Origin of the sequence: Acinetobacter sp. (assembly GCF_036666595.1) — a bacterium.
In the GTDB taxonomy this organism is placed as follows: Bacteria; Pseudomonadota; Gammaproteobacteria; order Pseudomonadales; family Moraxellaceae; genus Acinetobacter.
The window spans coordinates 80874-105583 of record NZ_JAVWVO010000001.1; the positions used below are offsets into that span (position 1 = coordinate 80874).

At 37.1% G+C, this 24710-nt stretch carries 22 protein-coding genes; 10 read left to right on the forward strand and 12 right to left on the reverse strand.

All coding sequences use genetic code 11. The features are described from left to right. Window positions 1-59 precede the first annotated feature (59 nt). From RR876_RS00385 to RR876_RS00405, 5 genes are all read left to right on the forward strand, one after another. On the forward strand, window positions 60-1109 hold the full coding sequence (locus RR876_RS00385; protein ID WP_332477106.1) for a linear amide C-N hydrolase: 1050 nt from the start codon (window positions 60-62) through the stop codon (window positions 1107-1109). 229 nt (window positions 1110-1338) lie between these two features. Next, window positions 1339-1962: a translesion error-prone DNA polymerase V autoproteolytic subunit gene (umuD, locus tag RR876_RS00390; protein ID WP_332477105.1), complete on the forward strand. Its 624-nt coding sequence runs from the start codon at window positions 1339-1341 to the stop codon at window positions 1960-1962. A 20-nt stretch (window positions 1963-1982) separates the two neighbouring features. Continuing rightward, window positions 1983-3278: a Y-family DNA polymerase gene (locus tag RR876_RS00395; RefSeq protein ID WP_332477104.1), complete on the forward strand. Its 1296-nt coding sequence runs from the start codon at window positions 1983-1985 to the stop codon at window positions 3276-3278. Between the two features lie 70 nt (window positions 3279-3348). Then, window positions 3349-3855: an N-acetyltransferase gene (locus RR876_RS00400; RefSeq protein ID WP_332477103.1), complete on the forward strand. Its 507-nt coding sequence runs from the start codon at window positions 3349-3351 to the stop codon at window positions 3853-3855. 209 nt (window positions 3856-4064) lie between these two features. Then, window positions 4065-4418 (forward strand): hypothetical protein, encoded by a 354-nt coding sequence (locus RR876_RS00405; RefSeq protein ID WP_224466467.1) that lies wholly within the window; start codon window positions 4065-4067, stop codon window positions 4416-4418. 96 nt (window positions 4419-4514) lie between these two features. Here RR876_RS00405 and RR876_RS00410 read toward each other — a convergent pair whose 3' ends face one another. From RR876_RS00410 to RR876_RS00420, 3 genes are all read right to left on the reverse strand, one after another. Further along, on the reverse strand, window positions 4515-7376 hold the full coding sequence (locus tag RR876_RS00410) for an autotransporter domain-containing protein (protein WP_332477102.1): 2862 nt from the start codon (window positions 7374-7376) through the stop codon (window positions 4515-4517). Between the two features lie 335 nt (window positions 7377-7711). Beyond that, a complete protein-coding gene (locus RR876_RS00415; RefSeq protein ID WP_332477101.1) occupies window positions 7712-9694 on the reverse strand; it encodes a TonB-dependent receptor in 1983 nt (660 codons plus the stop codon). A 120-nt stretch (window positions 9695-9814) separates the two neighbouring features. Next, the gene (locus RR876_RS00420; RefSeq protein WP_332477158.1) at window positions 9815-12058 is read right to left on the reverse strand and encodes a TonB-dependent siderophore receptor; all 2244 of its coding nucleotides are present in this window, start codon (window positions 12056-12058) and stop codon (window positions 9815-9817) included. Window positions 12059-12629: 571 nt separating this feature from the next. On the opposite strand from RR876_RS00420, the gene RR876_RS00425 reads away from it, so the two are divergent. Next, window positions 12630-12998 carry a hypothetical protein gene (locus tag RR876_RS00425; protein WP_332477100.1) on the forward strand — a complete coding sequence of 123 codons (369 nt, stop codon included), beginning with the start codon at window positions 12630-12632 and terminating at the stop codon, window positions 12996-12998. Between the two features lie 262 nt (window positions 12999-13260). Here RR876_RS00425 and RR876_RS00430 read toward each other — a convergent pair whose 3' ends face one another. The 5 genes from RR876_RS00430 to RR876_RS00450 form a co-directional block, all read right to left on the reverse strand. After that, window positions 13261-14031 (reverse strand): TSUP family transporter, encoded by a 771-nt coding sequence (locus RR876_RS00430; protein ID WP_332477099.1) that lies wholly within the window; start codon window positions 14029-14031, stop codon window positions 13261-13263. 284 nt (window positions 14032-14315) lie between these two features. After that, window positions 14316-14582, reverse strand: a complete 267-nt coding sequence (locus RR876_RS00435) for a hypothetical protein (RefSeq protein ID WP_332477098.1) — start codon at window positions 14580-14582, stop codon at window positions 14316-14318. Between the two features lie 480 nt (window positions 14583-15062). After that, window positions 15063-15407 carry a hypothetical protein gene (locus tag RR876_RS00440; RefSeq protein ID WP_332477097.1) on the reverse strand — a complete coding sequence of 115 codons (345 nt, stop codon included), beginning with the start codon at window positions 15405-15407 and terminating at the stop codon, window positions 15063-15065. A 265-nt stretch (window positions 15408-15672) separates the two neighbouring features. Continuing rightward, a complete protein-coding gene (locus RR876_RS00445) occupies window positions 15673-15843 on the reverse strand; it encodes a hypothetical protein (protein ID WP_332477096.1) in 171 nt (56 codons plus the stop codon). Further along, window positions 15840-16196, reverse strand: a complete 357-nt coding sequence (locus RR876_RS00450) for a hypothetical protein (RefSeq protein WP_332477095.1) — start codon at window positions 16194-16196, stop codon at window positions 15840-15842. The genes RR876_RS00445 and RR876_RS00450 overlap by 4 nt, the downstream gene beginning before the upstream one ends. A gap of 567 nt (window positions 16197-16763) precedes the next feature. Here RR876_RS00450 and RR876_RS00455 point away from each other — a divergent pair. After that, window positions 16764-17519, forward strand: coding sequence for an outer membrane beta-barrel protein (locus RR876_RS00455; RefSeq protein ID WP_332477094.1), 756 nt, complete (start codon window positions 16764-16766; stop codon window positions 17517-17519). A 157-nt stretch (window positions 17520-17676) separates the two neighbouring features. On the opposite strand, the gene blaMCA is transcribed toward RR876_RS00455, so the two are convergent. The 4 genes from blaMCA to RR876_RS00475 all read right to left on the reverse strand — a co-directional run bounded on the left by blaMCA (window position 17677) and on the right by RR876_RS00475 (window position 20671). Beyond that, the gene (blaMCA, locus tag RR876_RS00460) at window positions 17677-18864 is read right to left on the reverse strand and encodes an MCA family class C beta-lactamase (RefSeq protein WP_332477093.1); all 1188 of its coding nucleotides are present in this window, start codon (window positions 18862-18864) and stop codon (window positions 17677-17679) included. Window positions 18865-18961: 97 nt separating this feature from the next. After that, a complete protein-coding gene (locus RR876_RS00465) occupies window positions 18962-19399 on the reverse strand; it encodes a hypothetical protein (protein WP_332477092.1) in 438 nt (145 codons plus the stop codon). Window positions 19400-19520: 121 nt separating this feature from the next. Continuing rightward, window positions 19521-19823 carry a hypothetical protein gene (locus RR876_RS00470; RefSeq protein ID WP_332477091.1) on the reverse strand — a complete coding sequence of 101 codons (303 nt, stop codon included), beginning with the start codon at window positions 19821-19823 and terminating at the stop codon, window positions 19521-19523. 671 nt (window positions 19824-20494) lie between these two features. Then, window positions 20495-20671: a terminase gpA endonuclease subunit gene (locus RR876_RS00475; RefSeq protein WP_332477090.1), complete on the reverse strand. Its 177-nt coding sequence runs from the start codon at window positions 20669-20671 to the stop codon at window positions 20495-20497. A 1117-nt stretch (window positions 20672-21788) separates the two neighbouring features. Between RR876_RS00475 and RR876_RS00480 the strand changes: the two genes are divergently transcribed. The 3 genes from RR876_RS00480 to RR876_RS00490 all read left to right on the forward strand — a co-directional run bounded on the left by RR876_RS00480 (window position 21789) and on the right by RR876_RS00490 (window position 24709). Continuing rightward, entirely contained in the window at window positions 21789-23690 is a 1902-nt protein-coding gene (locus RR876_RS00480; protein WP_332477089.1) for an acyltransferase family protein, read from the forward strand. 294 nt (window positions 23691-23984) lie between these two features. After that, on the forward strand, window positions 23985-24380 hold the full coding sequence (locus RR876_RS00485; RefSeq protein ID WP_332477088.1) for a hypothetical protein: 396 nt from the start codon (window positions 23985-23987) through the stop codon (window positions 24378-24380). Window positions 24381-24418: 38 nt separating this feature from the next. Beyond that, window positions 24419-24709, forward strand: coding sequence for a DNA-binding protein (locus RR876_RS00490; protein ID WP_332477087.1), 291 nt, complete (start codon window positions 24419-24421; stop codon window positions 24707-24709). The last annotated feature ends 1 nt before the right edge of the window (window position 24710 follow it).

The window sequence follows — 24710 nt, forward strand, 5'->3', positions numbered from 1 at the left end:
AACAATTTTTATTAAGACATTTAACACCACAGTTACCTATTTTCTAAGAGAGCATGATAATGAACAATGTATTAAAAAAAGTATTATTTGCCGCAGGAATATTTGTGGTAGCAGAAGCAGCTATGGCATGTACCCGTGTGGTTTATCTGGGCAATAATGACGTCATGACAGCACGTTCGATGGACTGGAAAAGCGATGTTGGAACCAACTTGTGGATTTTACCCAATAATGTCAAACGTAATGGTATGGCGGGGCCAAAATCGATTCAATGGACATCCAAGTACGGCAGTGTGGTTGCAACGGGTTATGACATATCTACTACCGACGGCGTCAATGAAAAAGGGCTAATGGCAAACTTACTGTGGTTGGTTGAATCTGAATATCCAAATGTGAAAACCTCTAAAAAGCCACCTTTGGGCATTTCACTGTGGGCGCAATATGTCTTAGATAATTATGCCACGGTGAATGAGGCCATTCAGGCATTGGAAAAAGAACCGTTCACGGTGGTGACCGACCAAGTTCCGGGTGAAAAACGGTTAGCGACACTGCATTTATCCATTTCAGATGCCACAGGCGACAGTGCCATCATTGAATATATTGGCGGGAAACAAGTGATTCATCACAGTCGCCAGTACCAAGTCATGACCAACTCACCAATCTTTGATCAGCAGTTGGCGCTAAATGCTTATTGGAAGCAAATTGGTGGAACAACCATGCTTCCGGGTACAAACCGTGCGGCCGATCGTTTTGCGAGAGCATCTTTTTATATCAATGCCATCCCGAAAAATGCGAATTATAAACACTCATTAGCGAGTGTTTTTGGTGTCATTCGCAATGCGTCCGTACCCTTTGGATTGAACACTGAAGAAGAACCGAATATTTCCTCAACCCGTTGGCGTACAGTGGTCGACCATAAACGTGGTTTATACTTCTTTGAATCTGCTGTTTCACCCAATGTGTTTTGGGTCGATTTAAAAGAGATTAACTTTAAAGATGGTCAAACTAAGAAGTTAGAACTTGGCCCAGACCAAGCGATGACATATGCAGGCAAAGCCAATGCATCCTTTAAAGTCACCAAACCTTTTGAGTTTTTAGGAACTAATCCCTAAGTTTTCATTTAAATCATTGGCTTAACGATATAATCACTTCCAATAATAGCCCTGATCAAAGGGCTATTTATCATCCAAAAGAAAGTTTCTTACTTTTCTTATCCGTGACCAATATTGACGGAGCATTGTTTATTCAGTGTTTTTAAATTTGAGTTTCCCCTCACATCAGCATATTCTAAACAGACAGATTACACTTCCAAACACGCCTTGTAGCGTAGGAGTATTCACCATGTCAAAGAAGTTACCCATCTACTTCTCGGACGACGCATGGTCGTCTTTACAAGATCTCATGGGGCCAGAAGGTAAACCCAGTCCCACCATCAATAGCATGCTCGAACAAATTGCGCAGCAAGCTGAACTTGCGGATCAACTTGGGCTGACTCCTGTTTTACCTCAGTCCAAAGTCTCTATTCCTGTTTCTTTAGAACGCATTCCAGCAGGCCCAGCCTTCAGCACGAAAGATGAGCAAGGCAAAGCCATCGATCTCAATGAGTTCTTAATACAAAACCCCATTTCAACGTTCATCGCTCATGTAGACAGTGAGTCAATGTTAGGCGCAGGTCTTGAAGTAAATGACCCGATTATTATTGATCGGAGTATTGAAGCCAAACACTACGACATTGTGGTGGCTTTAATTGATAATAATGACTCCACGATTAAAAGACTGATGATGACAAACAAAATGTCAAAGTCGGACATCAAAGACATTTTTGGAGATGAAAATTATCCCTTGCCTCAACTTTGGTTGAAAGCTGAAAACCCTGAATATGAACATATTATTCCTACAGAAAATCAAACCTTTGTCATTTGGGGAGTGGTGACGTTTAACTTAAAACGTCTGTACCACCGTTAAGAATAATAAGAAGAAGCAACATGAAAAATGAAACTGAAATATTCGCGCTCGTTGACGTGAATAATTGCTATGTCTCGTGTGAACGCGTATTTAATCCAAAGCTCAATGACTGCCCTGTGATTGTATTAAGTAATAATGATGGTTGTGTAGTTGCTCGAAGCCAAGAAGCCAAGGATCTCGGCATTGGCATGGCTGTCCCTTTTTTTCAAATTCAAGAACTTGTCCAGCAGCATAATATTCACGTGTTTTCGAGTAACTATGCTTTATATGGGGAAATGTCTCGCCGCTTCATGCAGTTATTGGGGCAATATGTGGCAGCCGATGAACAAGAGATCTATTCCATTGATGAATGTTTTTTAAAGCTAACGGCTTATGAGCATTTATTTAACCTCACTGACTATGCCAAAGACATGAAAGACAAAGCATGGCAGTGGCTTGGTCTTCCCTGCTGTATTGGAATTGGTCGTTCCAAAACAGAAGCCAAAATAGCCAATCATTTAGCCAAGAAAAATAAGGCGTTGAATGGCGTGTGCAATTTGGCACACATGGATCCATGTACTGCTGAATACATGCTTGCAGATGTGGAGGTCGGTGAAGTCTGGGGCGTCGGTCGACAGAACTGCAAAAAGCTGAACGCGATGGGTATTTATACGATTTTAGATTTGATCGACTCCAAGCCGAGTGAAATTAAAAAGCAATTTAGCATAGTGATGGAAAAGACTGTCCGTGAACTTCAAGGGATGTCTTGCATCAATATTGAAAGTGATGCGGTTGCACATAAGCAAATTATTAGTAGTCGCTCATACGGTCAAGCTGTGTATGAAATTGATGACATCAAAGCCTCTGTACGCTTATATGTTGCCAGTGCAGTGAAACGTCTGCGTCATGATCGCTCTATTTGTAAGATGATCGGGGTGTATATTCAAACAGGTCGTTTTAGCCAAAGTGAACGTTACTCGCCCTATACCATTGTGCATATGCATGAACATACCGATGATCTATTTGAAATTACACAGGCGGCCATGAAAGGCATTGACCAAATTTACAAGTCAGGGTTTAAATACAAAAAGGCGGGCATCGTCCTTTTGGAAATTATAGATAAATCTAAATTTGTGCATGATCTTTTTACCGACTATAGCCATAAAAATGACCGTGAAGAACTCTCCAATACAATGGATGCCATTGCTGAACGTTTTGGTAAAAATATGATTTCTTTAGGGGTTTGCCATGAGAAAAAAGAACCTTGGCAAATGAATCAGTGCAATCGCTCCCCTGCCTATTTGACCAACTGGTCTGAGCTGTTTAGAGTTGGTTAAAATCACTCACTTAAAGAACAAAGATTAACGAGCATTTTCAGCTCAACCCTAAACCGAGAAGGATTTGTGAATGAACATCATAATTCGAGACGAACAGCCAGAAGATATTGAAGGCATTGAGACCTTGACTCTCACTGCATTTTTAAATGCAGAACATACCAGCCATACGGAACAATTCATTGTGAACAGCCTCCGAAAAAGCGGTCAACTTACGATTTCTTTGGTTGCTGTTGAAGATGATTCAATTATCGGTCATGTCGCCATTTCACCTGTATCTATCTCGACAGGTACAACAGGTTGGTATGGCCTAGGCCCAATTTCTGTCTGCCCAACTAAACAAGGTTTGGGCATTGGGTCACAGCTGATGCAGGCATCCCTTGAAAAATTAAAACAACTGGGTGCCAAAGGCTGTGTTCTATTAGGCGATCCAAATTATTATCATCGCTTTGGGTTTCGACCTTATCTAGAGTTGGTTTTACCTGGTGTTCCTAGCGAATACTTTCAAGCCCTTAGTTTCAATGGAGAAATACCTCAGGGTGTTGTCAGTTATCATGACGCATTTAATGCCACTGAATAAATTGAACTTTTAAATATCAATTTACTCTATTGTGTAAGGTTTAAATCAACACTTTGAACCGTATTTTGAATCATTTAAGGTGAATAAAAGTACGTTTATACAGCGTAAAGCTCCATTTATGTAAGGCGAATGTAAAGCAAACTTTTAAACTTAAGGTATAACAAATAGTATATACGGACTTATGATTTATATATAAAAAGGTCAGTTTTATGAAAAATATTTTAGGTGCAACACTCATTACTTTAGCCTTAGTGGGCTGTACTTCTGCACCAACGGGAAAAGTCACTCAAGAAAATACATCAGGCAGTAATGCTGCAGAAACACAAGTGATTCACTTCACTGGCCCAATGGATTTAACCATTGAACTGAAGTCATCTGATAATTTTGAAACAGCGATGATGACGGATAACTCCGATCGAACATTCATGCTGAAAAGTGCACCAGCAGCAAGTGGTATGCTCATGACTGACGGCAAAGGTGTTTCTATTCACATCAAAGGAAGTGAAGGCATTGTCGAGTTTGTCAAAGATAAGCCAATCCAGATTACTGAGTTTAAGAAATAAACGTCATATCTAAGCGTTTATTAAAAAAGGTCATGTGGGACAAGTCCTACATGACCTTTATTTTACTTTCAAATCACGATTTATTTAGCAAAAAACTTAAAATGCATATTTCAGACCAAGCTGCATTTGATAATCTTCTGCATTAAGTGCATTCCCAGCCACATCTCCAAAAATATTCCATTTAGAGTTTGCTGTTAAATAATTAAAGCCTAGGCCATAAAGTAAAAAGTCTTTGTCAAATGACGGTGCGCGATAGCGAACATCTACTGAATGATCAATGTTTGATGTCAAACTGACATTCGGCAATGAACGATCAAAGGCATATGCATATTCCGCATAACCACCCAACTTCAGCTGCTGTGTCACTTGATAGTCTGCACGCGTTCCAACATGTGCTTTGCTTTCTTTGGCAGTCGTATCACCAACCGTCACGCCTAGATCACTCGACTCTTTCACTTGATCTAGAGATACAGCATTATGACTAAGTGCAACGTATGGGGAAATGGAGAATTGCTCCGTTGGCAGAGCATAGCCAAACTCAGTATAAATACCATATTTATCTAAATCGGCTTTAGCATGGCTCGCGTCAGTCTTGATGCCATCGGTCACAGTTCTGTCGAAAGTTGTATCACCAAAGCCATATTGTGCATTTGCAGCAGCATAATAGTTACGATCTGATAACCACTGACCATATATACCTATTGTTGTCAGCTCAGTTTCGCTCTTGCCATTCGATGCGCTAAATTTAGAGTCTTCGTTGTAGTCTGAAATGTAGGCACCTAAAATAGCATGGTCTGTCACTTTGAAGTCAGCACCTGCAGATAGGGTCTTAATTTCAGACTCAACAGTATCCCAACCTTTTGCTTCACTGGTATTATCTAAATAGCCTGCTGTTACCCATGCCCCTGTTAGCCCATGTTTACTCACTTGATATGAGCGCTGTGCAATTTGTGCATTAACCAAGGTATCATTACGAAGCAATACTGATGGCGTCTCTGCAAATAAAGCACCCGCATTTGAGTTCAACACTGCCTGTGCTGCTGTTGCCGTTGCCACTTTTTGTACATTAGCCACATAGTCCGTTAACTGCGTCGATTGACCTGAAACTGCTTGTGTATTGGCCTTCGCCATTAGTTTATTCAGCAACTCACCTGAAGCATTAGAAATCCCACCACTCAGCGTTCCTGCTGTTTTTGCATCCGCAAGTGCAACATCTACCGCAACATCTTTGTTGGTCTGATTCAACCCTTTCACAGTTAAAAATGCACTAGTCGAGCTATAACGATCAAACTGACCTGCAACATGATTTGCATTCAGTACCTGATGCGTTCCTTCTGTCACCATGCCTTTATTCTGTGCAGAAACTTCGAGCTTTCCAGCAAGTGTTGCATTGCCTTTCACGGTTAAATAGTGCTCTAAACCATAAGCAAGAGTTCCAGTACTTTCTTGCGTATAGTTACCGTTTACCGTTAAACGACCATCTTGGGTTGAAACAATTCCTTGATTGACCACAGCTCCTGTCTGACCTGTACCAGATAAAGTCCCACTCGTTCCCACACGCACGGTAGAATTAATATTTCCAGTGACTTGTAACTTGCCTAATTGGACATCTGTTGCTCCCGTATAATTGCTGTCACCAGCCATTACCAAGGTACCAGCTCCTTGTTTAATAAGACCTGCATCGCCATCAATGTCATTAGAAAAAATCGCAACATTGGATGTCACGTTTGCTTCGAAGTTTTCATTAAACACTGTTAAAAAGGACTGCGGGCCACTTAAAGAATTCCAGATATCCAGTGCACCCCAGCCAAATCGCTCGTTATAGAGTTGATTGAGACCAGAACCATCATCCATATAGTCGGCATTAGTGAGTAATACTTGTCGTACTTGATCATTGGTCATCCATGGATATTTACTCCATACCAATGCTGCAGCAGAGGTAACTTGTGGCGTTGCACCCGATGTTCCATAGAACATAATCAAGCCACCTGCACTATCGCTTTGAATAGGGCCAACGATATAATCAGCAGCTAAGCACCAACGTGCAGCAAGTCCACAATTATTTGCACCCTCTCCTTTGGTATTGCGATACAAATCAGTATGTTCCTCATTTAAACCTGTAACAGCCAACCAGCCTTTTTCAATTGCACTATTTCGGGTTGGCAGCAGCACCTCATCACTTGGCACAGCAAGACCAGCGTTACCTGTTGCCATGACCACTAAAGAACCACCATCGGCTAAACGCGCCGCATATTGAGTAACGTCATCATGGAAAATCCCGCGCATACCCACAGTACCGAAGGAACCATTAAATAACTTCACGCCATACTCTTGATTAAGATTCAGCGCAGCTTGATATGCTGTGGTTGCATAACCGATACCGTTATTGCTCTCGCTTGTAGAAACACCATAAATTTCAGCAATATCTTTAGCGATTCCTTCAATGCTTCTGGTTACCGGATATCTTGCATCCGAAGGGATTTTACCTGCAATAATTTGTGCAACAATCGTGCCATGCGTTCCAGGATCAATATCTTGAATATCAATCCCACGATGTGTTAAGTCTTCACGTGTAAGAGTCCCTGCTTGATAGTCCTCAATATAACGGAAAACCTTTTTGACAGAATCTTCTAAATAATCATTGGTACCCACACCAGAATCTAGCACCCCCACACCCACTTTATTTAGGGAAGTATCAGGCTCTTCAACATTAAATTTTTTCGGATCATAGATATATGCTGAATTAGGATTTTTCTCACCGCCAGTACCCGTATCTTGACCACCAGAACCAGGATTATTTTCTCCTTTAGTTGGTGGTTGCGTGATATGAGAACTCGTTTCAGCCAAACCTCCCCCACCTCCTCCTCCGCAACCCACGAGAACACTACCAATTGCAAGTGCTAAAACAGAAGGAAAAAATTGTCTTTTTAAACCCACAAAATTGTGACTTTTGGTCATCTAATTTACCCAATAAAAATAAAAATTATTATAAAAAGCAAGTGATTATTTTTTACTGTTGGTACAGTTTTGGGATTTTTGCCCCAGCAATCACAGGCCAGTCATCATACCCTAGTGAAAGATATTTTCGAAAGCCTGAAGCAACTTTATCTTCAACTTAGACAGTTGATCGAACAGAATACACTCAAGGCGATATTGGCCCTATCACGTGAAAATGATGGATATTCAACCATATGCTCATCCACAGTCTCTGACATTATTTAGAGGAAAGGCATCTTAAAACGCGAGGCCATTAAAAGCACCCAAAGGTGCTTTTAAACTTATCACCGTTTAAATCAATACTTAAAATTAAATCCAACAAAAGCAGTTCGACCCATTAAAATGTAATCAATTGAACGTGCAACATCATCGCGCTTAGTATTGGTTAAGTTTTTAATCCCCGCTTGCATAGTAAAACTCGGATTAAATTGATACTGCCCACTTAGGCCTAAAACATGGTAATCATCCGATTTTTTACTATTAGAAATGGCAGGTACATAGAGCATTTGGCTACCAATATATTGATAGTTTAGGTTCAAGCCCAACGCGTCATTCACATGCCAATCCAAAGCCATATTGCCTGTATGACGTGGGCTATAGTCTAATTCTTTGTCAGTATCTTTATTTTTAGCATCTGAATAAGTGTAATTAAACTTCACACCTAAAGCATCATTCACATCATACTGGCTCTCGAGTTCGACACCTTTGACTGATGCAGAATGTACATTGGTATAAGTCATGACTCTAGGACGATATCCCGCTCTCCAACCATCGCTTACAATCATGTTTTTAATGTCATTATCGAAGTACATTAAACTTGCATAAAACTGATCATTTTCATACACACCACCAAACTCATAACTTGTTGCAGTTTCAGGTTCTAGGTCAGGGTTTCCCACCACCTGACACATCCCACGGCAGGCCAATACCGAATATGTAGGATCGGATTGTGAAAGACTCGGTGCCTTAAATGATTTACCAATCCCCCCTTTAAAATTAAATTTGTCCGTGACTTGATACACACTGTAGAAGCGTGGGCTAAACTCGCTGCCAAAGCTATCATAGTCATCAAAGCGTCCGGCAAAGGTCAGAGAGAGTCGATCAAGTTTCCATTCATCTTGTAGATATAATGCCGTTTGATTTACCGATGCCGATCCATTCAAGTTTTGATTATGTTCTAATTCTGTTTTACGGAACTCGGCTCCACCAGTCACTAAATGCTGCTCTCCAATATGTCCACTCACTTGAGCATCAAATGTATGGTTGGTTTGCTGAATATCTCCCTTCTTTTTATACAAATTGGTGATGATTTCTGAGTTATCCATCAAGTCCACGTTTTCATAGTAATAGCGCAGTCTGCTGTTGATATCATTCCAGTTCGCAGAATATGTCAGCCCAACACTGGTACGGTCCATTTCTTGGATATTGGTTGGAAATGACAAACCATAGTTGTTCCATACCGCTTTACGGTCATCAAAACGATGGGTTAAATCAACATCTAAAGTCTGGTTATCATTAATCAGCCAACTGACATTTGAAAGGATGCTGAAACCTTTACGTTTTTCCGCTGCATCCGTATTTTTATAGATGCTTTGCTCAGAACGCCAAGCCTGTTGATCTACACCCTCAAGTACCAAATTTGCCAAGAGTTTATTTTCAATCAGGCTACCACCAATGTAGGCACTTGCTTTATGAATTGCTCCATCATCTCCTTCAGTTGGTAATTCATAACTATAGTTAAATGCAGCCTCTAATTGCTCACTAGGTTTCTTTAAAATAATGTTGACGACGCCGCCCAAAGCATCTGCACCATATATGGAAGACATTGGGCCACGCACCACCTCAATTCGGTCAACAGCAGCCAAAGGAATAGATGACAAATCAAAGTCATTTGAATAATTAGAGGTTAATGCATCTCTAGAATTCACACGGCGTCCATTGACCAATATCAAAGTGTAGTCTGAGTCTAATCCACGAATTTTAATTTCTTTACGACCATAAGCAGAGGATGTATTGATATGGATACCCGCACTCTGTTGTAAGGCATCTGCAAGATCATAAACAGGTCGTTTTGCTAAGTCTTCTTGGGTAATGACACTAATGGTTGCTGGTGCACTTTTTTGATCATGTTCGGTTTGGCTTGCTGTGACTGTAATCGTTGCCAGTTTCTCTGGCTGAGTGTCTTCAGCATAAGCCATGCTCGAAAAGATGCTCACCCCTAGAATACCTTGAATCGCAACACTCAGAACCTTATGATTGAAAAATATTTTATTTAACATATTATTAAGACCATAATTATAATTGATAATCGTTCGCGATTATAGTGATTGGTAAATAATTTGCAACATTTTTGTATAAAAAAACCGCCCTTTTAGGCGGTTTTTTTGACTAAATAAAATTTAAAATTTTGCGCGGACTGTAAACGTTACATTTCTTGGCTCACCCCAATATACGCCATTATAGAAGCCCACATTGAGATAGTATTTTTCATCAAACAAGTTATTAATATTTAAGCTCGCAGACAACTCATCACTAAACTTATAACTCGCAAAGGCATTGGCTAAATAATACGATTTTTGAACGACTGTTCCGCCGTTATAGGCATTCTTCGGGGCGCTTCCCCAATTCTGAAATATCTCACTTTGCCAATTGACTCCACCACCGACAGTGAGCTTATTAGCCCCATCCCACCAGTTTTCTGGCAATGTATAGCTGGTAAAAAACTTAACTTGGTTTTGTGGAATTGTGGTCGTTGAGTTTGATATTGCTGAACTCACACTATTCACATAGGTATAACCAGCACTCACATTCCAATTGTCTTGTAACTTACCAATTGCCTCAATTTCAAAGCCATTCACTTTTAGTCCTTTACCAGAGGACATATATGCCGTATCCATATTATCTACTTTAGGAATAGTTTTATTGGCTACACCATCGCGATATTCCTTATCTTCAACAGCAAGATCTTTGACGGATGACCAAAATACGGCGGCCGTTGTTAATAATTGGGCATCAAAAAATTCAGCTTTAATTCCGAGTTCTGTACTATTACCAATTTCTGGATCTAAGTAATCGCCCGTTCTATCCCTTCTACCCGAAGGTGTAAACATATCCGTATAGCTTGCATAAGCAGTGTAATTATCATTGAAATCATAAAGTACCCCCACATAAGGAACAAACTGCTCAAAGCTACGTGGTTTAGCTGACAAAGCTTTATTTGAGTCTGCTGTCCATGTCTCATTTTTATAATCATAAGTATTAAAACGCCCCCCTAAAATCAACTTAAGTGGATCGGATAAATTCAGACGTAGTGTTGAATAGTAACCAAATAACTCTGTGGTGGTTTTACTCCCAGCACCCGTTTTAACATAGGTTGGCTTTGGCAAATCCCCCGTCCAATCACGATAATCAGGAATGTCGGCTTCATATCCCAATTTCGGAAATGGCTTTACAGATTGCGATGTAGTCTCTGATTTAAAGCCACTGTAACCTACAATTAACTCATGCTCGCGACCAAGTAGTTGAAAAGGACCTGTTGCATATAAGTCTAAATTGAGTTTTTTACTCTCTGAGTAAGGTGATAGCTGAGTCCATATACTCAGACCTTTACCCGTTAAAGGATCTGGGAACCCGCTTCCCCCGTAAGCAACGAACCAACTATTATCCGACGTACTATGTGCGGCAGCTGCTTTTACCATCCAACCGTTGTCAAAATGATGCTGAATATCTGCAAAAATAGTTTCATCTTTATGCTTAATTGCACTCCAGTCTGTCGTTAAACTAAAGTTTCGTGGCAAGTGAGCAAGGCTACCATCCGCATTAAAGTAAGGAACTGTTCCCCATGTTGACCCTTTAGGGTCATTATCTTGATATTGGAACCCGACTGATGCCGTCGTATTATCGGTTAAATCTGCTTCTACAATGGCCATGGCCGCAGTTGATTTTAGCTCATAGAAATCCATGTAGGATTCTTTATCCGTATATGCAGCCATTACCCTACTACGTACACTGCCATCTTGAGTCAAGGGAATCGAGACATCAGCTGTTACACGAGTATTATCCCAGCTGCCATATGTTGAACTTACGCTGCCTGAGAATTCTTTATTTGGACGCTTACGCACCATGTTAATCGTCGCTGATGGATTCCCTGTTGATCCAGTTAGACCACTTGCCCCTTTAATTACCTCAACTCGGTCGAAGAAAAAACTATCCGCACGCGGACTATTGTCTCCTACTGGCATACCATCAATTTGTCGGTTGGTAATAGAAAAACCGCGGGCATAGTAACTTGAACGTTCACTATCTTGTTTGGTTGCAGTTACACCTGGTGTCGCCGCCATTACATCGTCGATACTGACAAGATTACGCTGTTCAATTTGTTCTTGTGTAATGACACTTACGGACTGAGGAGTTTCTTTTAAACTTAAATCTAGTTTTGATGAAGATTTTGATTTATTTGCTTTAAAACTTCCCGTCCCCTCTGTTTTATCACTGACTGTCGCTTTAGATGTAATGGTCTCGAGTGTTGCTGTATCCGCTCTTTGATTTTGTTCAGCGGCCCAAGTAAAATGTGTTATTCCCCCGTAAACCAAGATGGATTGAACAGCTAGGCTAAGAGTTTTTATTCGAAATTGTGAAGTCATAATGTAGGTTAAGTAATCATTAGTGATAATCATTATTATTAATCTCATAATTTATGATGTAAACATTTATAATCCAGTACATTTATTGATAAAAAAAATGATCCTTTTTTCAAAGCTATACAAACCCATTCTTTACAAATATTTATTGTTTTATTTTAATTACTTACATATTTTTATATCAAAAAACAATTAGCTTAAATATCAATCTATAATCAATTATAACGACTCTCATCATAATTTTTTTGTAAACCCTAGAACATATTAGCCTGTAACCTAAATACCAATAGCAGGCTGGGTTTACCGAAATTGAACTATGTTCTTCCCGACCATCGATAGAAAACTTAACAATTCTGTGAAACATTTCTATTGATGATTGTCATCTTATATAGATACTGCCTTTTGCCCAAGTTTAGTTTCAAGCTAAATATCAGCAGCGTGAAAAAGATAATCAAAAATCACACCAAAAAGGAATGGAGTTCTAAACTTTTAATCACCTTCACCTTTTAGAAATACTACCCTATTTATGTAATTTTACTTTAAAATATGCAGCTTTAAAAATTGGACAAACTTAATGAAAAGAAACATGTTTTTAGCTGTGTATGGGATCATTTTTACTACAACCATCATGACATCGTCACATTCTTTGGCTCAACCTCAGCTATATACATTAGAAAAACCAAGTTTGCAGGTGAAATCAACTCAACAGCCATTTGATTTTTTTAAATCTGCCGAACAGCAAGAATTAAATTCAATACAACAACATGAAAACGATTTATTCAAAACACAGGAAGACCGTAGGCATACCGCAAATATGAGCGCATTTGAAAGGTCACATTATTATTTAATCAATCATGATACTCGTGCATTAAACTTAGAAGAAAGTGAAAGCCGAAATAAAGCGTTAATTAATGCCCAAAGAGAAAAAATGCTTCAGCGATGATTATTTTCAGATTTGCTAAGCTTGTCTTGGGATATTCAAAAGCATTAGAAACATTGAAATTCATAAGAAGTAACTACTCTATCTTTTTGGTCTTTTTCTCTATATGTAAAAGCGTCTATGGACCAATAAACAAGGTAAAAAGATATTATGGATTCACGCCTATATTGCTCCCTTTGTATTCACATTATTGATTTATTATTTCCAGCCACGTTTTGCGATGATCTGCTAGAACTCTAAAACATGTCCATTCAAGAGCATAGCGTTATGCAACAAAAATAGACATGCCCATTCGCCCGATCAAAAAGACCAGTAAAATCAGGAAAAATATTCGAATAAAGCCACTTCCATAACGTAAAGCCAAAAATGAACCTAAAATAGATCCAGCGATATTGCATACAGCCACAATCACGCCAATGTTCCATAGAACATGGCCAGCAGGGATAAAAAACAAGAGAGATGCACTGAATGTTCCTAAATTGACCAGTTTGGCAGAAGCTGAAGCATTTAAGAAATCAAATCCAAAACATTTAACAAATAAGAAAAGTAAAAAACTTCCGCTACCAGGGCCAAAGACTCCATCATAAAACCCAATGAGTGCACCAAAGAATATACCCAATAAAATTTCTCTTTTACCACATTGAATATAACTATGAATTTGGCCTAAATCTTTCTTAATAAAGGTATAAATGGCCATAACGACTAATAGAAAGAAAACAATATATTTCATTAACTCTTTGGGAATAAATGAAACAGACATCGCTCCTAAAAATGCAAAAATAAAGGCGGAAATCATGGTAGGTAACATCAGCACCCATACAATTTTTATTCTTTTTATATAAGTAAAAATAGAGGATAGTGTTCCTGCCAGAACTGCAAATTTATTCGTTCCGAAAACTGTCGCCAAACTATACTGTGGTAGTGCATGTATAAGTGCAGGCAATTGGACTAATCCACCACCACCAACAGCAGCATCAATTAAGCCTCCACAAAAAGCAAAAAAGCCTAAAGCAATGAGAATGTTTTCTATATCCATATGAGCCTAATCATTCCTTTGATATGTATGTAATAAACATCCTGCTAAAAATGCTCTATAAAAGTAAGTAAAATTCAGCCTTATACTTTTGGGCAGACATCTGGTTGATCCAAGCCATTCAGTAGCTTTATCGAATTATTATCATTGTTTTTAATATAACTCCTCTCAATAAACATAAGTATAAAATATAGCAGTAAAAGCAATATTGCTGATATATGCCCCAAATGATAAAATTTTTTTTGACTGTCAATCATAATGATTTATTTACTTGATCCATTATTTAACTATTTATCAGCAGAAGACGATTGTTCGAACATTTCAACATATATAATTATTTGAGTAGTATTATCAATTGCAACGCTTAAATTATCTATCTCATATTCATTCACATTACGGTGTGGGTTTTTATTAGTATTTTCATTCATACCTAATTTTGAAATAACTTCTTGCTCTGTATCATTACTCTTAAGACCTAAAGGTAACTTATGACTACGATAATTTGTAAAGGGTAGTTCCGGTTTTGGATCTGGCATATAAAGCTTGATTTGCACTATCCTCCAGTTTTTTACTAAAATTTCTATCCCATTTCTACTAAAATTACAGTTTAATCATAAAATAGGCTTGCTGGAAATTCCTCATTAACAAACTCTAGAAACTTTTTTACTATCTATTATTTCCCCTAGTAAATCAAAATATTTATCTGGATTATCAATGTATTTTATTGAAGCACAAGCTGTTAGTGAAATTACAATAAATATAATAAAAAATATTCTCGTATTAAATGTCTTAAATTTATGAACGTTACTCACTTTGTAAACAATTTTTATGACAAGTAAAGTGCCTCACAGCGCTTTATCCACTTTCAAAAGTTATTTCATACAAAAGTCATTACCAGCATTTTCTCAATATTTCTGTGGTAAACTTTGAAGCGACGCTTCCCCACTGATGCACAAATTCCCATATAAGATAGCGAATTATTGCATTGAATATTCAAAGGAAGTCGACCTCTGTTCAACTGGACAACAAGATCTTCACAAACCTCCCCATGTTTCTGAGGATGATTGTGCAGCATCTGCAGCCACCTTGTCATGCTCAGTTGCCTGCATTCTCGACAATTCTATTGTTTTTTCCTTATTGCCCACCTTAGTTTTTGCTTGTCGGATTAAATCAGCAACATCTGTATTTAAAACACTATTGCGCATTTCTCGAAGCCCAGAATCTTGATAACTTTTTATCACAGGTGCAAGTTGGTTATAAGTTCCACGACAACTGGTGCTGTCCACCATTTTCTGAGTAAACTCAAGGCTTCTAAGCGTGTTTATTCCCTTAGAATTATTTGAAACAGTTAATCCCGAATAACCATATGTATTTGACATATTATTTATCGGCTGATCAATAATTTGCTTACTATATTCACTATAACTGGCATTAGCCGCGTCAAATTGTATTCTAGCCTCTTTATTCGCCTTATTTAGACGCAGATCACCATTTTTTGTGCCTGATTGAGCAAAGCATCAACATCATCTTCAGAAGCAAAAGTTTGCTGGCCAATATATAGCACTGTTGTAAGTATCAGGGCTGACTTAGAAATAACACTAAGTTTCTTGTAATTTAAGTTTTTAAATTTAAAAAACATATTGTTTACTTCTGGAAAACAGCTTTATGTTCTACGCCTGCCGTTTGAACAACGACAGTAATCGGGTCACTTGTTTTCACTTTTTCAAAAAACACTAAACCATCAACCACTTGCTTTGGCTTTAACTCAGTTATATTGAGTACAGAACAAGTTACTTGTTGAGTTAACGCATTCATACTATCGGTGTGTATTTAATTGACTTATTATAGTTATTAGAAGTCAAATTAATACTATCTACCATTTGCTGCTGTGTAGATTGGGCCAATGATGTATCTCCCGATAAAGCTCCCACTACACCAAAAGCAAACGCACCCATTGCACCTGCTAAGATTGCATCGTTACGATCTTTCTTTTTCTGAATATCATAGAGTGATGTTGTGGTTAAAGCATTGATAGGCATTCCATTTTTAATAAGCTGTACTTGTCCTGATCCAAATGTGAGCTTTTTCTTACTTAGATTAGCGACAGTCACTCGAACAGGTAAACCATATCTTTCAATTTCTTTATAATGAGTTGAGGTAGTATCCATTTTATTAATATGGACAACATAATCCCTTGTTTTGATTGGATTTGACCATCTGATGTCAATATCTGGTTAGTTCCCAACAATGGTTTAGTCGGTGTGGTTGCGCATCCAACTAATGCTATGGTCAGCAGACCTACTGCAAAGATTTGTGTGTGCTTGAAAAAATATTATTTGCCATATCCATAATAATTACGGCCATATCTATCAACCCTTTGTTGACGGCGTAATTATAAATAAGAAAGACTTCTGATGTAACACAACAGATGCACTAAATCTACATATCGATAATAACAGATCAATCGCGAATCATAATTCTTATTTTTTCAATAAAACTATCACCAATTAAGACTCCCTTAATGGCTTCAATTGAACCTAAAAACTCAAGCTCCTGAACAAGTTTGACATAAAAAAAGCATCCCCATACCACTCTACTTTTCAGATCTCACTAATTCAAAATTACTAGAAAAGAATCACAAAAGTTTAGAGTAATGCGACCAAAAATGTAACAAAATGCAATAGAAGTACATGAAAAATACGATACTATTTACACAATAATTACAGTTGAGTTACATGATGAAACAATTACTATTAGTCACAGCTATTTCGTTTTCAAGCTTAGCTTATGCTGACAACGGTTTCTATACTTCGCTTAAAGCGGGTATCAGCGATACAAAATTCGACAATAGCAAAGATCAACTTTCACCTTCTGAATCTGACTTCGATTTCAAACAAACTTTGCATAATGATGATGCTGATAAAAACATCTATCCAAGCATCTCTGCTGCGATCGGCTTCGACTTCAGCAAAATCAGTAACGTAAATGCTCGTGCTGAATTGGAATACACTTACAAAGACAAAGCTAAATTTAGCCCTAGCATAGACAAAGCGACGATTGAAGCTGAGGGTAATTCTCAAACTATCGATGCACCAGAAGGAATTTCTAGCTTCTTCATCAATGAGCTACGTACTCAGTCTTTGATGTTTAATGCTTTCTATGACTTCAAAAACACATCTAAATTTACACCATACGTAAGCGCTGGCGCGGGTGTAACTCGTGTTAAGAATACTCAAACATTGAACCCAGAATTTACTGAAGAAGCTAACTTAGGACTATCTGATACAAGTAACAGTTTCACTTGGTCAGCTGGTGCTGGCGTAGCATATAAAGTTACTGAAAATGTTGCTCTTGATCTAGCTTACCGCTATGTAGATGCTGGCGAAATTGAATTTAAGAACAACAATGTCCAATTAGGTGGTTTTGACTTAAAGAGCACAGCTGACCTAACTTCACATGACTATTCATTAGGTATTCGTTACAACTTCTAAGAGTTCGTAACAACTGAAGGGGATAATTCATTATCCCCTTTTCTTTTGGACAAAATAAAAAGAAACCATGATAGTGCGCTGAACCCTATCATGTTCTCATATAAGATTTTGATACTTTTATGAAAATTTCAAGTATGCCGTATAAAGCGTATTATGTTCATTTTAAAGAAAGTTTATTGTCTTTCAATAACTCAAAAACATTATATGCAGCTTTGATACGATCTACATTTGGTATCTTTTTATTCATTAACATAACCAATCCAAATCCTTCTTCTGGAATAAATAAAACATACGCCCCAAAGCCATTGGTCGAACCTGTTTTATGAAAAACTTTAAACTTTGGTTGCGATAATTCTTTTACAACAGGATTTGAGCCCAATAAAATTTGTTTTGAATTACTAGCCTGTAGAATTTCAGAAGTAGTGGGATAAGAAAACATCTCCCATCCTAGCGCTTGTGTCATACCGCTATCAGCAACTCTAAAATATCCTTTATGTGTATCCAGTATAGCTTTTTTCATAGCAGGGCTATTGGTATCTACATTAAGATTCGAATTTACAAACTTAAGCATATCTGGGAGTGTTGATTTAACACCATACGCCTCATCCGACAATGGACCAGGATTAACCTGAATTGGCTTGTTATTTTCATCATAACCAAAAGCATAGTTCGTTTTTTGTGCTTCTGGAACATTGACGTATGTATGTCTCAAATTAAGTTGAGGAAAAATAATTTCCTCTAATAATGAAGAGAAAGGGACATTCATCGATTTTGCAGTTAAGTACCCGAATAGACCTATACTTGGGTTTGAGTATTCACGATAAGTACCAGAAGGATTCTTAGCTTTCCAATTTTTGAAATACTCTATTATTTGCTTATCTGTTTTGACATGATTTGGAAATTGTAATGGCAAATTACCACTTGTATAAGTTACTAATTCTAATAAATTTACTTTATCAATTTCTGAGTTTCTTAAAGCAGGCACATATTTACTAGGATGATCGTTAAACATTATTTTGCCTTGGTTTTTAGCATATGTACCTGAAACAGCAGTAAAAGTTTTACTTAAAGAACCTAGCTCAAAAAGTGTCTGACTATTTACACTTTTATTGTCATCTCTAGATCGGACACCATAATATTTTTCATAACTTTTACCGTTGTAAATTACACCTATAGCCATACCAGCTACACCGTACTCATCCATAAGTGGCTTAAATGATTGGGTAACAACTTTTTCAATATTTTTATCATTTTGACTGACTTCACTTGCATGTAAATTCATACCAAAACCAATAGCCATGGTAATAAAACTTGCTTGGAAAAAATATTTTTGATGAAAAACCATTAAGTTAAATTTCTTTAAAAAAGATGGTGCTTATATTCTCATATACTAAATATTACATATGTATTAATTTTTTTTAAAATAACTTCTTATATAAAAATTATCGAATCCAACAGCTATTTAACATTATAGAGCTTATACGAAAGTCCTCACTTAAGATGGCACGACTTTCGATGACTGCTTCTAATGCCGTTAAGGTTTTTTGTGCATGGCTTCTCAAATCGGCATTTTCTGAAATTGATGCAAGATCCGCTTTAATCTCAAGCACACCTGATTCAAGTTCTTCTACCTCACCCGTGTCAGAATACACTGTACGAAGTAAAAAACCATAATGTCCAGCATGATACTCTTTTGAGAGATTTGCAGACGCTCTGAATACATGCATATTTCCCTGCGCTGTAGAATGCAGATCAATTGCTCTTGAACCGCGTAGATATGCATAAATTGTCCAATCAGATGCAGGACATGCCGTTAAATTCAGATTGAATTTAAATGTCGTACCCGCTTTGATTTGGTTGGGAAAAAATTGACCACTCATGTATTTTTCTAACCAAAACTTCGCTTTTTCTTAGTGTTATCATTATTTTTTAAGTGGTTCTTTTCATTATTCACAATTGTAAAAAAACCTCCCGAAGGAGGTTCGTATATTGAAATTTTTATTATTGATCATCTATGGAGGCTTTTATTAAATCCTCAGCAGCAATAACCCCTGTATTCAATCCATTCTTAATATCTACTTGTAAACCAGGAAAGAACTCTTTCAAATCTTGATCTAAAAAATGGAACCCATAATCTAAAACGCGCCATTGATCACTCAGAATATCTCGAACAAAGAAATAATCTACTAACATTGCTTCAAATCCCAATTCCTCTCCTTCTGACTCTATTCTTGCATACGCCTGAACAGGAATAATGCACACCTCTCCAACTGGAGTAACAGCATTATATTTGTAGTCTAACAATTCATAAAAATAGGGATTTAATTCATTTTTATCGTTATATTTCGCTAGTTTACTATCCTTTTATTATAAACCTTAATATCAATCCATTCATCTTCAGCCCAATATTGTCTATCTGCGTCATAATTTTTAAATCCCCAGAATTTTTTATTTGGGTGTTTCTCATTAAACAAAGAAGAGTAATCATATTTTTATAGAAACTTAAGAATTTCACTTTCATTACCCATCATGTTTGCATCAGATTTCATCTGAACAATTTCTTCAAATAAAGAGTAATTACTAGCACATTCTAATGATTCAGCATTAGCCAAAGCACTGAAACAAAAAACATTCCTATTAATATTTTTTTCACAAAGCTATCCTTCAACAATATAATAAATCTATCAAGTAAATTATTTTTGAATTAACAAAATGACTTAGTGAATGAGGGCGAGCATATTCTTTCCGTATGCGCTCAGCATCACTATTTTCTATTACTAATTTAGAGTCGGCCATTGTAACAATTTCAGCTAAATTTAGTTACTAGACTTGCAAAATTTAAGTGGTATTTTTCATTATTCACAATTATAAAAAACAGCCTCCTGAAGGAGGCTTTAATATTCATCATAATGATTATTTTTTATTCCCAAAAACCTTTTTCTTTTTAATCACAGTATTATTAGACGCTGGAACAACTACCGATACAACAGTTTTTTAACTTCTGCAGTATTTTGATCAACCTGTTTTTTAACCTGAGGTTCATCAATTTCAATAGACACACGCTTTAAATTCGGTTGCATAATTTTCAAAGCGGCCAAAGCATAAACACGACAGTCGAGAGCCTCATTGCGTGCCCGATCTGGCTTGATCACTTAGAGCCAAATCAACGACCATCGCTGCATGACTTACGTGCCTTGGGCATTTATAACATCACACAAAAGTATGGAAAGAAGTACGCGCAGGTACTGGTTGGCAATGCAACTGTGAAGATAACTGAGCGCTAGGGTCATGAAGCACCTAAACCAGAGCGGATTAGCTATCGTTCATCATGCCAATAAGCTGATGCTTTCACAACTTGAATCATCAGCTTTGGTACATTTCAGATTTACTTAGTAAATCTATCTAGACAATATTTATAATTTTCTTATTTACTCACATGCCCACCCACATGAATACATGAGCAGAATAATTCTGCTTTGTGGTACTTAACTGATGCTGGAACATCAACGCCATAACATTTTGAATCGACCATAGAGGGTTTTCTGAGGAATAAATTACTACCGCCAAATACAGTGTAAATGAGTGCCCCAACTACAGTAATTATTAGCATTAAAATTGGTGAGTTCTTCTTAAGCATTTTACTAATTTTCCAAATGAAATTTAGGCCCAGACTTAATGATCTTATTCAAATCCACTTTGGGATCTAATCGACTTTATGCATTAAAACATATTCTTATAATAGTTATCATGTGCCAAAACTTGAGCGGATCAGCTATCGTTAATAATTGGTTTTAAGTTTAAATGTGCGAGTTTTCCACATTGGGGAATTACGCCATTCCCCGAAAATACCCCTAAAACAAAAAGCCCACTTTTTAAGTGGGCTTTAATGTGTTGATATGTCAACGATTTTTGTGTAGGTATATCCAGATTCGAACTGGAGACCTCTACGATGTCAAGGTGCGGAAAAATCAAACAATAACTTAATTTAATTTGGCGTAAGAATGGCGAAAACACCAACTTATCCACAGATTTTTAATGGAAAACCGACTTAGTTTTATGCTAAGTCGACTATTTCTTACACAAACATAAGTTAAAAAAGAGAATTAAGCTATATGGTATTTTTAGTTCCAATTTTATAACTGCTTTATTAGTGAATGACATGACACAATTTAGCAAAATGATTCAAATTTTGGCTTATTCTAGTCAGAAAGGTGGTATGTGTCAGTAAAATATATAGAATACAGCTATCAAAATTAAATTTTTTAAAAAATGAACTTTAGATACGATATAAATGGCCTCCGTGCATATGCAGTTTTATTTGTTGTTTTATTCCATTTCGGAGTTTTCGGGTTTACCGGCGGATTTGTTGGAGTTGACGTTTTTTTTGTCATTTCAGGGTTTCTTATGACAAAAATTATCATGGATGGTTTAAAAAACCATCAATTTTCAATCATACAATTTTATACAAATCGAGCAATTCGAATAATACCAGCTCTTGCAATACTGTGTATTTTTTTACTTATTGCTGGCTGGTTTGAGTTAATTCCTGCTGATTTTAAATCCTTAAGTAAACATATTATTGCCAGTCTTTTTTTTGCCTCAAATATAATATATTGGCGTGAGTCAGGTTATTTTGATGCCGATGCACATGAGAAAATTCTACTTCATACATGGTCGCTATCGGTGGAGTGGCAATTTTATTTATTGCTACCAATTTATTTAATAATCGCATATCGATTACTGAAAAATAAAACAATCTACTCGCTTATAGCATTATTTCTAGTTTCACTAGTATTGGCACACTTTGTATCTACATATCGGCCTTCAGCATCATTTTATTTGCTGCCCACTCGTGCATGGGAAATGATTTTGGGTGGTTTTTTATACTTCGTGCCTAAGCCAAATTTAAATAAAATATCCAAAAATGTATGGGAAATTTTGGGGTTTTCAGCAGTTGTTGCATCGCTGTACTTGTTCACAGCAGACACGCCATGGTCAAGCTTATACACACTCATGCCGACACTCGGTACGGCATTAATTCTTTACGTTCAGAACCAAGAGTCAATATTCACAAATAATAAAATTGCTCAATTCCTTGGTACTGCATCTTATTCAATATATTTATGGCATTGGCCCATTGTTTATTGGATGTACAATAAGAATCTACAGGATAATATTTCATTTATTATTTTTGGAATAGCTACCTCAATAGTGGTTGGTTATTTTTCTGCAAAATATATTGAAAAAGGAATTGGAAATAAACTTAAGAGTAAAAATTTACTTAAACCAAATTTAATTATTTCAGGATCATGTTTAGTTGTTATTACTATTTCTTTTTCTATTTTTATTACTCAAGGCGCCAATCTAAAGATTAGAAGTGCAGCAAACACTCCACAGGCGTTGCTTATCGAAAGTTCTTTAGATGAACATAAAAATATTGGTGATGCGTATATGCTGCAATGTGATGTTTACTCTAATCTGACAGAACATGGTTTTAATGGTATTGATGACAGTTGTATAAATAAGAAAAATTCAATGAAGTCTATTTTTTTGTGGGGGGATTCGCACTCTCAAGCTTTATCACTTGGGTTGAGAAAATCATTTTCTAGCTATAGTTTTTATCAAGTTAGTTCTTCAGGTTGTAAAGCTTCTTTAACAGCGGCAGCTACGCTAATTGGTGAAACTAAACAAGCTTGCGATAAAGCAAACTTGATAGCCTTAGAGAAAATTAAAGAATTAAAGCCATCAATTGTAATTATTGCTCAACAGAATGAACATGATAAATCAAATTGGAAATCAATAATTAGTAGACTTAAGGAATTAGGTGTCGAAAAAATTATTATTGTTGGTGCTGTACCACAATGGCGACCTTCATTACCAAGAGTAGAAATTAAAGATGAAAACTTTTATTCAGATCAATCAAGAATTAATGATATTGGATTAGATTTAAAAATCATCAAAGCTGATTTAATAGGTGAAAATATTGTAAAGAACTTAAATATTGAAGGTGTTTCGTATATTTCACTTATTCGACAAATGTGTGATGTACGAGATTCTAAATACTTTTGTGAAACTAAAACTCCTAATGGATTATTACAAGTTGATTACGGCCATTTAAGTAAAAATGGTTCTATTTACGTAGTAAATAAATATATAAAGCCATTTATTTAATTGATTGATTGATTATCTAATACCTAAGGAAAGGCAGCAGTTACTACTTTGAAAAAAATCCCTCACTTAGAGGGATTTTTTCAACTATTGAAATTACAGCTGCATGCCGTTGCTGGCAATCCACATACTTGCGACGATCATCAACCATGGTTATAAGAACATCTTTACTCACACCGCTTTCTAGCATCTGTAAATCCGGGCATGGTGTTTTTAAATTAGCCGGTATTACCAGCGGTATTGACTGCTGACACCCCAGCATCATCGAAACAATTGTTGAGATAAACAGGACGCTCAATGATCTTTTGCACTTCACGTGTAAACGAGATTAAGTCTGCTCAGATCATCGGTGGTCTAAAAATCCAAATCGGTAATGCCCAAAATATTACTGAGCTGGAAGCCGTTGCAAAGACCATCCGAGACAATAAACCGAATATCACGCCTGATCACATGAACGATGTACTTAACGTTTATGCAGCACGTAAACAGTTCTTAGAAAATCAGCTATCCATGTTTGATACAGACGAAACCCCTTGGGCTGAGAAAGCGATTGCTGAAATTGAAGCAGCCAAAAACCAAGATGGAATTAACAACATCTTTATCAATCCAATGTACGAAGAACAGTCTGATCCTGACCAGCAACGCATTACCAATGCAGCACAAAGACGCGAATCAGAGCTTTTCGGTAATTAATCAGATAAGGCCATACCGAGTGCGGCCATTTAGGTGCCATGATGGGATTATTAAAATTCACAATCACTGTTGAGGCTGATGTAGCTCCCAAGATTTTCTTAGGCTCAGACATCGGTGGCGCGACTGTAGTGGGAATGCAACAAGAAAAGGTCGAATTGGTTTCTGCTGCGGATATTGCCCAGCGCAATGGTCTTTCAGTTGCAACAGTACGTAGACGATTGAGTGCTATCAATCAAGGAACTGAGGGGAAGTTTCTCTATGATCCTGTTAAGGCATCCCAACTCTTAAAAGATAGTAAATCCAAACGTGGAAGAAAGAGAGCTTGTTAAG